The 12,803-nt window shown below is 38.1% G+C and carries 13 protein-coding genes and 1 pseudogene; 2 read left to right on the top strand and 12 right to left on the bottom strand.

Going from position 1 to position 12,803, the window contains the following annotated elements; genetic code table 11:
• Positions 1-134: 134 nt before the first annotated feature.
• Positions 135-1,268: a M14 family metallopeptidase gene (locus Q7674_RS02840; RefSeq protein WP_045065035.1), complete on the top strand. Its 1,134-nt coding sequence runs from the start codon at positions 135-137 to the stop codon at positions 1,266-1,268.
• Positions 1,269-2,079: 811 nt separating this feature from the next.
• On the opposite strand, the pseudogene Q7674_RS02835 reads toward Q7674_RS02840, so the two are convergent.
• The 12 genes and pseudogenes from Q7674_RS02835 to Q7674_RS02780 form a co-directional block, all read right to left on the bottom strand.
• Positions 2,080-2,308: pseudogene (locus tag Q7674_RS02835) on the bottom strand (IS1 family transposase); the annotation flags it as partial.
• Between the two features lie 360 nt (positions 2,309-2,668).
• Positions 2,669-3,883 carry a hypothetical protein gene (locus tag Q7674_RS02830; protein WP_052679874.1) on the bottom strand — a complete coding sequence of 405 codons (1,215 nt, stop codon included), beginning with the start codon at positions 3,881-3,883 and terminating at the stop codon, positions 2,669-2,671.
• A 389-nt stretch (positions 3,884-4,272) separates the two neighbouring features.
• Positions 4,273-5,154 carry an NAD-dependent epimerase/dehydratase family protein gene (locus Q7674_RS02825; RefSeq protein WP_045063793.1) on the bottom strand — a complete coding sequence of 294 codons (882 nt, stop codon included), beginning with the start codon at positions 5,152-5,154 and terminating at the stop codon, positions 4,273-4,275.
• 328 nt (positions 5,155-5,482) lie between these two features.
• On the bottom strand, positions 5,483-6,553 hold the full coding sequence (locus Q7674_RS02820; protein ID WP_045063792.1) for a hypothetical protein: 1,071 nt from the start codon (positions 6,551-6,553) through the stop codon (positions 5,483-5,485).
• A gap of 169 nt (positions 6,554-6,722) precedes the next feature.
• A complete protein-coding gene (locus tag Q7674_RS02815) occupies positions 6,723-7,403 on the bottom strand; it encodes a hypothetical protein (RefSeq protein WP_045063791.1) in 681 nt (226 codons plus the stop codon).
• A gap of 213 nt (positions 7,404-7,616) precedes the next feature.
• Entirely contained in the window at positions 7,617-8,423 is an 807-nt protein-coding gene (locus Q7674_RS02810; protein WP_045063790.1) for a GIY-YIG nuclease family protein, read from the bottom strand.
• A 250-nt stretch (positions 8,424-8,673) separates the two neighbouring features.
• A complete protein-coding gene (gene arsC, locus Q7674_RS02805) occupies positions 8,674-9,093 on the bottom strand; it encodes an arsenate reductase (glutaredoxin) (RefSeq protein ID WP_008989061.1) in 420 nt (139 codons plus the stop codon).
• Between the two features lie 4 nt (positions 9,094-9,097).
• Positions 9,098-10,159 (bottom strand): ACR3 family arsenite efflux transporter, encoded by a 1,062-nt coding sequence (gene arsB / locus Q7674_RS02800; protein WP_045063789.1) that lies wholly within the window; start codon positions 10,157-10,159, stop codon positions 9,098-9,100.
• 4 nt (positions 10,160-10,163) lie between these two features.
• Positions 10,164-10,883: an arsenical resistance protein ArsH gene (gene arsH / locus Q7674_RS02795; protein WP_023934772.1), complete on the bottom strand. Its 720-nt coding sequence runs from the start codon at positions 10,881-10,883 to the stop codon at positions 10,164-10,166.
• A 61-nt stretch (positions 10,884-10,944) separates the two neighbouring features.
• Positions 10,945-11,268, bottom strand: a complete 324-nt coding sequence (locus tag Q7674_RS02790) for a metalloregulator ArsR/SmtB family transcription factor (RefSeq protein ID WP_080562923.1) — start codon at positions 11,266-11,268, stop codon at positions 10,945-10,947.
• A 185-nt stretch (positions 11,269-11,453) separates the two neighbouring features.
• Positions 11,454-11,639: a hypothetical protein gene (locus Q7674_RS02785; RefSeq protein WP_023934771.1), complete on the bottom strand. Its 186-nt coding sequence runs from the start codon at positions 11,637-11,639 to the stop codon at positions 11,454-11,456.
• Positions 11,640-11,651: 12 nt separating this feature from the next.
• On the bottom strand, positions 11,652-12,002 hold the full coding sequence (locus Q7674_RS02780) for a hypothetical protein (protein WP_061012723.1): 351 nt from the start codon (positions 12,000-12,002) through the stop codon (positions 11,652-11,654).
• A 285-nt stretch (positions 12,003-12,287) separates the two neighbouring features.
• Here Q7674_RS02780 and Q7674_RS02775 point away from each other — a divergent pair, with 285 nt between their 5' ends.
• Positions 12,288-12,626 (top strand): Csu type fimbrial protein, encoded by a 339-nt coding sequence (locus Q7674_RS02775; protein ID WP_237156736.1) that lies wholly within the window; start codon positions 12,288-12,290, stop codon positions 12,624-12,626.
• The last annotated feature ends 177 nt before the right edge of the window (positions 12,627-12,803 follow it).

Raw genomic sequence — 12,803 nt, 5'->3', positions numbered from 1 at the left:
TTTCTATTGTGAACAGCGGCTGTTGTTTTATTAGTCATACAAACTTATTTCCCGTAGTTTATAGCGGAAAAAACATTATAGGCAGTCTATCTTTGTGGTAACTTGAGGTTAAAACCTATAATGAGAAACATAAAATGAAAATTTTCAGTAACTTTGAAAGTGGAAGTATTAACGTCGTAAAAGCTGACAGCAAAGACGATATTCAACTGACTATTCCTAACGATAACAATTCAGAGCTACACCAGTGGTTCCACTTCCGTTTAGAATCTGAAGCACAGCAAACACACAACTTCAAAATTCTTGACCTAGCAAATTCAGCTTACCCTGAAGGTTGGAAAGGCTATGATGTAGTAGCGTCTTACGATCGTGAAGAGTGGTTCCGCATTCCATCTGAATTTGATGGCGACACATTAAGCTTTAGCGTGATCCCAGAAAACAGTTCAATGTACTTTGCCTACTTTGCACCATACAGCTACGATCGCCACCAAGATCTGCTACATCTAGCACAAAGTCACTACAACTGCCGCTTAGAAACATTAGGTCATACACTGGATAACCGTGATATGAGCCTGCTTGTAATTGGTGATGAAGCAAGCGACACTGAAAAGAAAAAAGTCTGGGTTATTGCACGCCAACACCCAGGTGAAACCATGGCTGAATGGTTTGTTGAAGGTTTAGTACAACGTCTACTTGATGAAACAGATACTGTAGGCCGTGCTTTACTTGAAAAAGCAGTATTCTACGTAGTACCAAACATGAACCCAGATGGTAGCGCCCGTGGTCACTTACGTTTAAATGCAATTGGTGTAAACCTTAACCGTGAATGGCAAACACCATCATTAGAAAACAGCCCTGAAGTGTACTATGTCCGTGAAAAGATGTTTGAAACAGGCGTTGATCTCTTCCTAGATATTCATGGTGATGAAGCTATCCCATATAACTTCGTTGCAGGCTCAGAAGGTATTCCATCATACGATGCTCGCCTAGAAAACCTTGAAAATATGTTCAAGCAAGCACTGTTAACCATCACTCCTGAGTTCCAAGTAGAACACGGTTACGACAAAGATAAACCAGGTGAAGCAAACCTAACCGTTGGCTCTAACTGGGTTGCTGAGCAGTTTAATTGTCTGTCTTACACTATCGAAATGCCGTTCAAAGATCACAATAACCAACCTGATAGCTTATACGGTTGGTCACCTGAACGTAGCGTTGCTTTTGGTAGCGATACCCTAGCAGCAGCGCTTGTTGTTATGGATCATTTGCGTTAATAGCTACTTAATCAATCGAGTAGGAGGAGGCCTCGCGGCCTCCGTCCTCTCACACCACCGTACAAGCGTGGGTCGCATACGGCGGTTCCAAGGTATACCAACATTTGTTGGCCTAGATGAACTATCTAACTTCAACGCCACTGTGTCTTGTCTCTCTTCGTTAGTTGCAGTTCCATTTCCGACTTCACCGCATATTCATAACGTAGCTGTAGGGACTCTACTCTTTACTGAAACTCCGCACACACTGAGAATTTGTTACCGTTTTATCTAAAGCCTTGGTTCAGGCCTTCCCTACTGCTTAGGTACTATGCCCTCTGCTGACTTCTTATCAATCTTCGTCTAGCATCACTGCTAGCCTAGTCACGGAGACAATCGATAAGACCTCCCGAGGTAAGATGTCACCCTTTCCCATAGCTCTGCCTGATTTACATAATCACACTTCTGTTCGAGACTTTGGGCTGTTCTATTTATTGCTAGGTTACCCAAGTTGATTATGCCTACTATCAGGTTTCTATTCGTCAAAGCTATGTTTTGCCATTTGCTTCCTTCAGATTCCACCTCACTATGGACACCCTTGCATAGGCTAACGCTTCCCGCTCGACAAGGCGCGTAAAGGACTTTCACCTCTTAGGTTGACACCATGCTCGGCGCACAAACAAAAACGGTCACATCAAGTGACCGTTTCTTTATTGTATTATCTTGCCAACATCGGATAAGTGAAAAAGATCAAATGGGTAAGATTAAAAAAAGTGCACCAATACCGCCGCCCACAATATTGAGTATAAATAAGGTCATGATTCAAATCGGGACAATAAAAATCCCGCTCAATGAATGTCCCTATAATTTTATCATGCATTTCTTCTGTTCTTGAAAAGCCTATAACTCTACGATCAAGTCTCCTTAAATCGTGAGCGCAATGTCAGATTGGTTCGTTAACTTCGTTGAGCGAATCTTTTCCCTACGATATGTTTTTCTATAGGTAACTCTTTTGTGCAGACACTGAAGTCATCTGTTTAAAAGATGCTCATGTCGAAAGATATCTTAAGCGAGGCCAGCCTAAACGCCCTTTTCCATGCTTATGGGAGGGTTATTTTGATTGCATAAACATTAAGCCTGGATAACACACACAATAAAAGAAATCAGAAACAAGATGGCAATATTAATACGAAGCCACTGATTTGGGTTATGACCAATAATTGACATCTGAAAAATCAATATTAACCAAATATAATTATAAGCAATAACTTAAATATAAAACCGTTCATTACTGAACAACTTTAGCTTTATAAATATTTATAATGTTAATTAATATAGGATCGCTTAGTTTATCCAACCTATTAAACTGTTTTGCAAATAAACCTCAGTCCGATAATTAGACTGAGGCTTTTATATTGTGGTGACTATGGGCAAGTCACCACATCCCAAAACCACGAATTCGCACTAGGCGTTTCCCAGCTACCCGGACTGTTCTTTGCTTGATAACAAATATTGTTATAAGTAACTGTATCTCCATTGTTAACCTTTGTTGAACCCGGTATAAACTCAACAGCGGTTGTTGGTGGTAGCGGATCTGTTGGCGGCACAGGCTCTGTCGGTAGTTCAGGATCAGTTGGTGGCGAAGGGTTATCTACACATTCAACGGCAGTCCAAAACCATGACGCATTACTTGGAACCTCCCAACTACCAGGGTTATTTTTGGCTTGATAACACTGTCCATCATACGAATAGATATCACCATTGATGACTTTGGTTTTTCCGGGGATAAACTCAACGACTTCTGCTGGTGTTTCGGGATCGGTTGGTATTTCAGGATCGGTTGGCGGATCGACAACAATTGAATCACTAGGAAGTAATTGCCAATCATCAAGATAAGCAGAAAGATTATCAGTACGGATACCTATCGTACCCTCTGTTAATAAATCGTTGTTAACAGACAATAGTTCAACACCATCAAGAGCGAGTGTTAATTTATTACCCACAACAGAAAAGTGAATGTCATACCATTTACCAACAGCAAGTTTACCTTGTGTATTAAGGTAGTTTTTAACGCCATTGGTTAATTTGGTTTGAGCAAGAGTGGTATAAGCCCCTTGGTATTTAACTTTAATCGTGACATTACCGTCATAACGAATAGAGCCAACATATAAGTCATCAGATGTTTGATAACGAGCAAACGCATGTAAACCAGACCACGCAGGTATAGAGCCGGAATTTTTCCATGTTTTAATGTACGCCCGATATTGATTCGTTTGATCGGTGTACTTTATTTCACTGCCGTTACTGTCTTTACCAATCGCCACAACACGAAAGACTTTATCGTCCGTCCAACCTAGTTTCCAACTGTCCACATATTTAGCCTGTAAACATCCTGAAGTAACATCAAAATGATCTATGGCATTTTTATTGTTCGAACATTCTAGTTGCTGACCATCGGTGTAACTTGAGAAATCTTCACCTAACCACTGTAAATTTTCAGATGCTGGACCACTAATATAAGGCCCTTCACTTTCAGGGTATGCATCATAAAATGCAGCAGCCGAACTACTCGCTGTAATTAAACAAAGGCTACCAATATAGTTAAATATATTTTTAACTCTAAAGTAATTTTTTACCATTTTTGTATCCTTACGTTATGGTTATCTATCCGTTCAGATAATTTTTATCAATATCACCTTAGTCACCCCACCGAACAAAATAAATGAACGCCAACCATCAATAACGATAGTAGTGCACTCCATCCCATTACTCGTTAGTTAGATACATCACTAAACATGTTAACTATCTCAAACCGCACACGGTTGAATACTCATTTAAGGATTACCATTTAAATTGATCGTGATTGATTACATGTTTTGAAATTGGAAAAACAACATGTATCAATTAAGAGGAGATTTTCGGCTAGAATAAAAAGAATGGCATTAATGCGTCAGTCTTTAAGAAGGTTTAATTATAAATTTTCGCCAAAGCTAATATGTGCCGACTACTCGACACATATCCTTATTTTTTAGTTGTTGCTTATGATCGGGAGAACTTCAGCACTTTCATTATCGAGCATACTTAAGACGCTCTCATGACCATATTTTGGCTGCCAAGCGAGTTCTTGTTGTGCCAACGTTGAATCATAAACACGATCAAGTGATTGAGGTAAACGCCAACCTCGCTTCGCGAAGCTTTCAGCAATATCTGGAGCAAACTCTCGTATAATCTCATCCGCGTTTTGATACAGCCTTTCACAACATGCTTTGCTAAATGGTGTTTGTCCGGAAATGATATAACGTCTAAAACCCGATAAACGTTTTTCTACAGCACAAGCATGAGCACTGGCAACATCTCGGGCATCAATGCCACGAGTTAAACGATAAACAGCCATTAAGTTTACTGGCTCAGGGAAACAGCGAGACATTTGAAGAACAGTGACAGGTAAATTGAATAAATTAGAGATATTTTCAAGTATCTGTTCTGCTTGAATCTTTGATTTCTGGTAAATCGTTTTAGGGCTTGGCGTTACTGTTTCATTCACCCAACCCGCGATTCCCTCTGGTGTTGATGCAAAACCATAAAGGGCTGTCGTGCTCGTAAACACAAAATGTTTAATGCCCTTTTTTACACCCAGCAAGGCTAATTGCTCGGTTGCTTTTATATTAATGTCTTCAAATTCATTGTCAGATACCAAACCTACATGAGGGGCATGGAGAGCCGCTGTATGAATAATAACTTCAACACCTTCTAAAGCTTTATTCAATAAAGCTGTATCACGGATATCCCCAACGTAATCAGCGGTTGAACATGGTGTCCTATCTATTCCAACAACTTCATGGTTTTTCATTAAGTTGATGTAGATTGCACGACCTACTCTACCCGCCGTACCTGTAATTAAAATTTTCAACTTTACTGCCTATTTGAATACACGAAACTGTTTTAACAGCTAACGCCTGCATTGAAGTAATGAGATGTTCTATCCATTACCCCTATTGCCAACATGTAATGTAATTAAGGGAATTTTGTTACAAATCAGAGCATTAAAGTTATTTGGTCACGCCAAGGATAACGCTCGACTGCTTTTGTCATCACCCTTCATGATATTTCCAATAATTACTTATATAAGGTGGCTTGGGCTTGTCCAACACTCCGGATAGGTGTCGGCTTCGCGACACATATCCTTATTTGTTAGTTGCTATATTTCGTACAAAACACTAACTTTAACCAGGCGCCTTCTAGCCGCCATTTTGTAGAATTTTTCTGTACTGGTCACTAAACTGTAATTCAGCATATGGATTAGAGTGCCTTTTAACTTTCTCTATCTCAGGATTAATTGCATCCCAGATATCCACCATAACTCTATGATATTCAATCATACCCGGTCTTTGTAAACTTCCTGAAATCATAAAGTCTTCCGGAATGCCTTTCTGATTTCCTTTTTTAAGCCAAAAAATTCCTGCAGTGAATGATGACCAGGAAGTCATATTAACAAGGTCTGCTCTATTTAAATTGCAGCTTTTTTCATCGGCAAGATCGAACTTGTCATAAAACTCAAAGATTAGAGGCATTGTTTGCTCAAGCCTAATTAATGGTTGAGGATGCGAGCCATATGGAACTTCTGTTCGTTCGTACGGATTAATTCCATGAAAGCGATATAAAACAAGAGCCAATGCAGAAGTAAAACTTCTTGTCTCTGCCTCTAACTCTTCACCTTCGAAGTGCATCAGTAACGCAATTAAGCATGAAACTGTCGCATAGTAGTCAGCTGCCATTTCCGTAACATGTGAAACAGCTGAAGCTCTACCTGAGAGTACAGTATGATTTTCAATATCATTAGATGCGCAGTCAACTATATCGGTACAGACATGACAACCATGCTTCTTTCTTATATATCCATGCTCTTGAATGAGGTGACCCAATTCGTGATAGAAAATCCACGTAACCCCACTTATAAACATTTGCTTGCAGCTTAGTTCTTGATCAGAATGAAAGAAAAGTGTTTTAGGATAATTGAAGTCTTTAAAGATTTTATCAAACATTCCATTATCTATACCAGACTCTATATATTTCGAATAGAGCTCAATATCGCGATAAAGCAAAACTGCAGTTTCATAAGATAACGTAATGTAATGCTTGGGAGGTTCATCAACCTCTGAACCGACAGAAGCACAAGCATAAAAATAATTCTTCGTACTCCATAGGATTTTGAGTTCTCCGCCTAGCTCAGAGTATAAGCTCTCATTTACTAAGCTTGTAACATTCGATAAAACGTCAATTGCTAAATCGACAATTTCAAAGTCTTCCAACTAAGGCTCCTTTTCTAAAATATTTCCATGAGGTAAATGCTTGAAGGCAACTAACGCCGCAATAACACGTTTACTACGATACAGACTTAGTTGAATTTTACTGCCTTAATCACTGAAACTAAAGACAAACATACAACGCCGAACGTAGTAAATCGTGTTGATTGCTTTGTTATGCACGTTTTAATTCAATTAATTCATATTCAGGAAATATTTGAGATCCCGTCTTTGAAAAAATAATTTTATAAATTTCAATTTTATCAATCGACAACTTTTTAATTATCTCAAAGTTTAATTGTTGAGTTAGGACTTCAAATAAATTACTTCCAGGTTCACCTGCAAACTCTCGAATATGACTTAAAACTTTATCTACATGTTCTTTATTTTCCCCTTGCAACACATTTACTGGTAAATGTGTAATCTTCAATAGTATCGGGAATGGCTGTAACTTCATTATATCTAATAATTCAAGGCTTAATAATAAATCAATATTATGCCCCATATTTTTTAAAGTATCTGCAAACCCTAAAGTATGACTTATAAGTTCAGAACCAAATTTATTACTTGTAGCGTATCTTATAGCTGACGTTTTGGATGGAGTTACATATCCTCCCCCATGACGAAAATTAAAACCATTTTTTGCTTCTTGTTTAACCATATAAGATAGGTCAAACGGAATGTCTATATTATGCTCTTTAGCATATGAAATAATTTTATTTAACGAATCAAATACCCCGTATTTTTCAATAACATTAATGCCACAAAATCCATTTTCTTGTATCGAGCTAAGAAATATTGACGATGTTTGATGATAAACGGGAAATTGAAGCTCTCCATTTTTTACTAATTCCATTTTTACTCCTTTCATAACTAAAAACAATTAATTTCAAGTGCATAACAGTATATTAATAAGCATTCTTACTTTTACGCTCTATTAATACGCTAAATAAACAGCATTTTACTCAAAAAAATCATTATTTTTCATAGCATTAGTCACAAAAAACACATTTAATTGATAGATTTATTTTGATAAAAGTAAGAAGTATTTTTAGCTATCGGATTAAAATCAATTATCATTTAAACCAAATAAACGAGTACCTAATTTTTTCTTATATAGGCTTTCTATATTAATCACTTCTTTATTGGTTGTATTACTTGGTAATGATTGCAAAACAGTAAACTTAAAGTTTCTTGCATAATTAGCATCGTTAACAAAACATTCTTTTAGCAGTTTATTTCCACCATGACCACTGCGAGCATATTCACTCCATCGTTGCCATAGCCCATCTTTACCATAGGCAGAACCGATATATTGCTTTCCTGCGTTTTCATCCAGAATAAGGTAAACACCATTAACTGAAGACAAATGGTGATACCATTCTTTATTAGCATCAATGTTATTGTGTAATTGTTTTAATTCATCAAAGTCTAGAATGAAATTGAGTAATCCTGGAAACTCACCTAAGTAGCCTTTTGGCAACATTTCAACGACTTCTTTATCATTATCGTTTGCCCATTGATGCCATGAGAGAGTTGCTTTTCCCCAATCAACAACAAGACGATCTTTAAAGTCTTCAAAAATATCTACTTCTTGTAAATCATAATGAAACTCACCAGCACTCTCGTACCAACCATTAACTTTAAATGTACCAATAAATAGAGATTTAGCACCATCTTGACCAAAAAATGAAATGATATAATCACAGTCTTTAAATACATTTTTTGATTGATGAGCCTGATACTTTAATAGCTCTTCTCTATCTTTAATTAATTCACGGTATTCTTTTCGACTGTCTTTATGGCGAACATACTTCACTTTATACTTAGCTAACATATCAGACTTTAATGAAAGCAACTCATTTAAACCAATCATAGAAACCTCAATTTACTCATAAACATTGAATCTGATATTGACTACTTAATTAATCTTGAAGTTGATGTGACCATACTTGTTTTAGCCTTACTTTTTATATTGCTATTTATTTTTTCCAGCGCATTACACAAAAATTAACGAAAAGAAATAATGTAAAGAATTAATAGTGTGTTGTGGGTTTGAAAACTAAAAAAGCTCTGACTTTCATCAGAGCTTTTATTTTGTTTTACAGCTTTCGTAGTAATGCTAATTACAACAAGCGATTACCATTTTCATCAATGATAACTTCGCCATCTTCTTTGATTAATGGTCCTTTCGGCCAGTTTTCTAATACGTCTAATACGGCTTCACTTGGGCGACACAGTTTCACGCCTTTTGCTGTACATACGATTGGGCGATTCACCAGCACTGGATGCTCTAGCATGGCTTCTAGGATCACGTCATCTGACACGCTTTCATCTAATAAACCGAGCTCTTTAGCTGGTGATTTACTGGTACGCAGTGCTGTGCGTGGTGTTAGGTTTGCCGCTGCAAATAACGCTTGAAGCTGAGGCTTGGTCCACCCTTCTTGAATGTATTCAATCACGACTGGCTCATAGCCTGCATCTTGGATAATTTGTAGCACGTTTCTTGACGTACCACATTCTGGATTATGGTGAATAACAACCATGTTTTTACTCTCCGTGTACTTTTGAAATAGTGTTTGATGGCATTTCGTTTTCATCAAACCAATGACGGGTACGGTTGGCAAACCATACTAAAGACAGCATCACAGGCACTTCCACCAGCACGCCAACAACCGTGGCAAGGGCTGCACCTGAATGTAAACCAAATAGTGAAATCGCAACGGCTACTGCTAATTCAAAGAAGTTAGATGTACCAATCATACAAGCGGGTGCTGCAATGTTGTGGGCTAGCTTCATGCGTTTTGCAGCCCAGTAAGCAATAGCAAAAATCGCATAGGTTTGGATCAATAGTGGAATAGCAATTAATACAATCGCTTCAGGGTTAGCGATAATTGTTTCAGCTTGGAAACCAAACAATAAAACTACTGTTGATAACAAACCAATAATTGACCATGGTTTTAGCTTGGCTAATAAGTTATCTAAACGAGAATGGTCGTTTGATTTATCTAACGCTTTACGAGTAATGGCACCAGCCACTAATGGGATCACAACATAAAGTACCACTGATAATACTAGGGTATCCCAAGGCACAGTAATGTCTGTCACACCTAGCAAGAATGCAGCAATCGGTGCGAAAGCAAAGATCATAATCAGATCGTTTACTGATACTTGTACCAAGGTGTAGTTCGCATCACCTTTGGTCATTTGGCTCCACACAAATACCATTGCGGTACAAGGTGCAACACCCAGCAAGATCATACCTGCGATGTATTGAGAAGCGGTTTCTGGCTCAACCCAAGAGGCGAAGAAAACTTTAAAGAATAGCCAACCAAGAAATGCCATAGAAAATGGTTTTACTAACCAGTTAATCACCAGCGTTAGTACTAGGCCTTTCGGTTTTTTACCCACATCTTTGATCGATGAGAAATCAATCTGCATCATCATTGGGAAGATCATTAACCAAATTAATACCGCAATGACGATATTAACATGTGCGTATTCAAGCGATGCCACCATACTAAATAATTGTGGGATTGCACTGCCAAGAATAATACCTGCAATAATGGCAGCCCCCACCCAAACTGTTAAGTAACGTTCAAACAGTCCCATTTTCTTACCCTTCTTTTTGGTTTACACGTTGCATTAATTGTTCTGCGCTTTCGACACGTTCTGAATAACGATCAACTAAGAAATCACTGTTATCACGCGTTAATAACGTAAATTTTACTAGCTCTTCCATTACATCAACGATGCGGTTGTAATAGCCTGATGGCTTCATACGATCGTTATCGTCAAATTCTAAAAACGCTTTCGCTACTGCTGATTGGTTAGGGATAGTGATCATACGCATCCAACGACCCAATACACGAAGCTGATTTACGACATTGAACGACTGAGAGCCGCCACACACCTGCATTACCGCCAGTGTTTTACCTTGAGTAGGACGAACAGCCCCCATTGATAGTGGGATCCAGTCAATTTGCGCTTTCATAATGCCCGTCATCGAACCATGACGCTCTGGCGAACACCACACTTGCCCTTCTGACCACAGCACTAATTCTCGTAGCTCTTCCACTTTTGGATGTGTTGGATCTTCAGCATCAGGAAGCGGTAAACCTTCAGGATTAAAAATACGTACTTCTGCACCCATTTTAACTAATAAGCGTGCTGACTCTTCAATCACTAACTTACTAAATGAACGCTTACGTAATGATCCATAAAGCAGCAAAATACGTGGCTTATGCGTCGATTTTGGTGCGATTAAATCTTCAGAAACCGTTGGTTTAAACTGGCTTTCATCAAGATTCGGTAATGAGAAGTCTTTGATTTCCATGTAGTGACCTATGATCAATATATCGTTGAGATTTAATAAATAATCTGGCTATAAATTGTGATTAGCAGTTAGAGCAATCACTATTCAATCGAGATAGACAGTCTTCTAAATATTGATGACTGTTTTGTGACGATGTTGAAATAATGTCATTCATCCATGCTGGCATAGCTGGGTTTAACTTGTAATACACCCACTTCGCACGACGCTCATCCACCAGCAGTTCATTACGACGTAGTTCCGCTAAATGACGCGATACTTTCGGTTGACTGATCTCTAATGCATTTTGTAGATCACAGACACAAAGCTCCCCTTTTAAGCTAAGGAGCATAAGTACTTTAAGGCGAGTGTCATCCGCCATGGCTTTGAAGAATGATAGTGTTTCCATAAAACTCACATACGATTTTTCATATATATGATTATACATATATGACGAGATGAATTTTTTGTCAACTAAAGACGTAAAGTTAGATAAAAATAAGCAGGGGTTTGCTGGTATTTAGCGGAAAGAGGGATATTTAACGGGTTAAATATCCCTAGTTTGAGTGTGATTAAAATAGTGAGGTACGGAATCTAAACGTCCATTTCGCAGCTGTCAGTGTCATAGTTAAAACTGTTTCCGGCGTCTAAACAGGCATCAACGGCGAAGAAATCTTTGATCATCATCGCTACGTAAACCAGTGCCAAAAGCACGGCAATTCTAATGATGACGTCAAACCAGTTATAACCTGTCCACAGCTTTTTTTCTTTTTTGGTCATATCTGTTCCTATCTATTGCGCTTTTTTACTTCGTGTTCGTTTCGCTTTTTCATGAAGCCAATGTTCACCATCAATTTGAGCATTGTTGTGCTCTTCTGGTTTCAGCTTTCTTGGTTTCTTTGCAGGTTTAGGCTTCACTGCTTTTTTTGTCGTTACTGGCGGCTCTGGTTCTACTTCTGCTTCGGTTTCATCGTCTTCAACTTCATCTTCAACGTCTCTCATCGCTTGAACACTGGAAACAATGCGATTTTTCAAAGCAGAGAAACCACTTTCTCGACGCAGCGATCTGCGCTTTCTAATAAATAAATTGAAGATCAAAAACAAGGCGATAAAAGGAACAAACCACAGCAGATCATTTAACATATCTTTGCTCCCTTTTGATAAACATACCCAGCCACTTGGGTATAACATCATTAAAAATTCGCAAGGCTTTAATTAACTTAGCAAAAATCTACTACGCTATTCTACCGACTATCATCGAGAAATGGTAATTCCGACCCAATTGGATCATTATTCATGCAAAAAGCAGTCAAATAAGGCTGAAAGTCTGTACAACGAAACAAGAAAGATAAGCAAGCAACTGCTGTTATTGCATCCACTGGCAAGACTCTCCATAATTTATGACGATGACACTGACAGGAAATATACATGAAGCCCACTTCTGCCCTTTTACTACTTATCATAGCTCCTATGAGCTTAACTGGCTGCGTGACAGAGAATGTCAGAGTTGTGCCGAAAAAAGTCAGCGTTGATGCAGGTGTTGATTTTAATCCTTGCGGTAGTGAGGTTGAAGGCTACCAGTTTTCACCTAATGGCATGATCACTATCTCTTGTACTAATGGCACTGTGTATTCTGTGCGTAACAAAGCCGAACTAAATAAACTCAAAGAAAATGTGATTCAGTGTCAAAGTAAAGGATTTAATGATTACACGGAATGTTTAACTGACAAAAAGAATAAAGATAAAAGCAGTGAAAATAAGACATAAATAACGCATTTATCATATTAAGCAAATAACGGAAATATTATCTCGTTTATCTAAATTGCATCAAACCAGTCAAAAAATTGACATTTTTCGCTATTTATTAATTAAACATGCCTTGTGATTGCATAATGCTCTAATTTTATGCATGAAATCTATTTTTGATATCTTTCATTCTATTCC

It is taken from the genome of Photobacterium leiognathi (assembly GCF_030685535.1).
GTDB classification, from domain to species: domain Bacteria; phylum Pseudomonadota; class Gammaproteobacteria; order Enterobacterales; family Vibrionaceae; genus Photobacterium; species Photobacterium leiognathi.
Note: the sequence above shows the minus strand (reverse complement) of the source record. Positions and strands in the feature narration are given on the sequence as shown.

What these genes read in the sequence shown, in the direction of transcription:
- Q7674_RS02780 (WP_061012723.1), bottom strand. Translation starts at nt 12,002, where the DNA reads ATGTTAAATGATCTGCTGTGGTTTGTTCCTTTTATCGCCTTGTTTTTG.
- Q7674_RS02775 (WP_237156736.1), top strand. Translation starts at nt 12,288, where the DNA reads ATGAAGCCCACTTCTGCCCTTTTACTACTTATCATAGCTCCTATGAGC.
- arsC (WP_008989061.1), bottom strand. Translation starts at nt 9,093, where the DNA reads ATGGTTGTTATTCACCATAATCCAGAATGTGGTACGTCAAGAAACGTG.
- Q7674_RS02810 (WP_045063790.1), bottom strand. Translation starts at nt 8,423, where the DNA reads ATGATTGGTTTAAATGAGTTGCTTTCATTAAAGTCTGATATGTTAGCT.
- Q7674_RS02830 (WP_052679874.1), bottom strand. Translation starts at nt 3,883, where the DNA reads ATGGTAAAAAATTACTTTAGAGTTAAAAATATATTTAACTATATTGGT.
- Q7674_RS02840 (WP_045065035.1), top strand. Translation starts at nt 135, where the DNA reads ATGAAAATTTTCAGTAACTTTGAAAGTGGAAGTATTAACGTCGTAAAA.
- Q7674_RS02785 (WP_023934771.1), bottom strand. Translation starts at nt 11,639, where the DNA reads ATGACCAAAAAAGAAAAAAAGCTGTGGACAGGTTATAACTGGTTTGAC.
- arsB (WP_045063789.1), bottom strand. Translation starts at nt 10,159, where the DNA reads ATGGGACTGTTTGAACGTTACTTAACAGTTTGGGTGGGGGCTGCCATT.
- Q7674_RS02790 (WP_080562923.1), bottom strand. Translation starts at nt 11,268, where the DNA reads ATGGAAACACTATCATTCTTCAAAGCCATGGCGGATGACACTCGCCTT.
- arsH (WP_023934772.1), bottom strand. Translation starts at nt 10,883, where the DNA reads ATGGAAATCAAAGACTTCTCATTACCGAATCTTGATGAAAGCCAGTTT.
- Q7674_RS02815 (WP_045063791.1), bottom strand. Translation starts at nt 7,403, where the DNA reads ATGGAATTAGTAAAAAATGGAGAGCTTCAATTTCCCGTTTATCATCAA.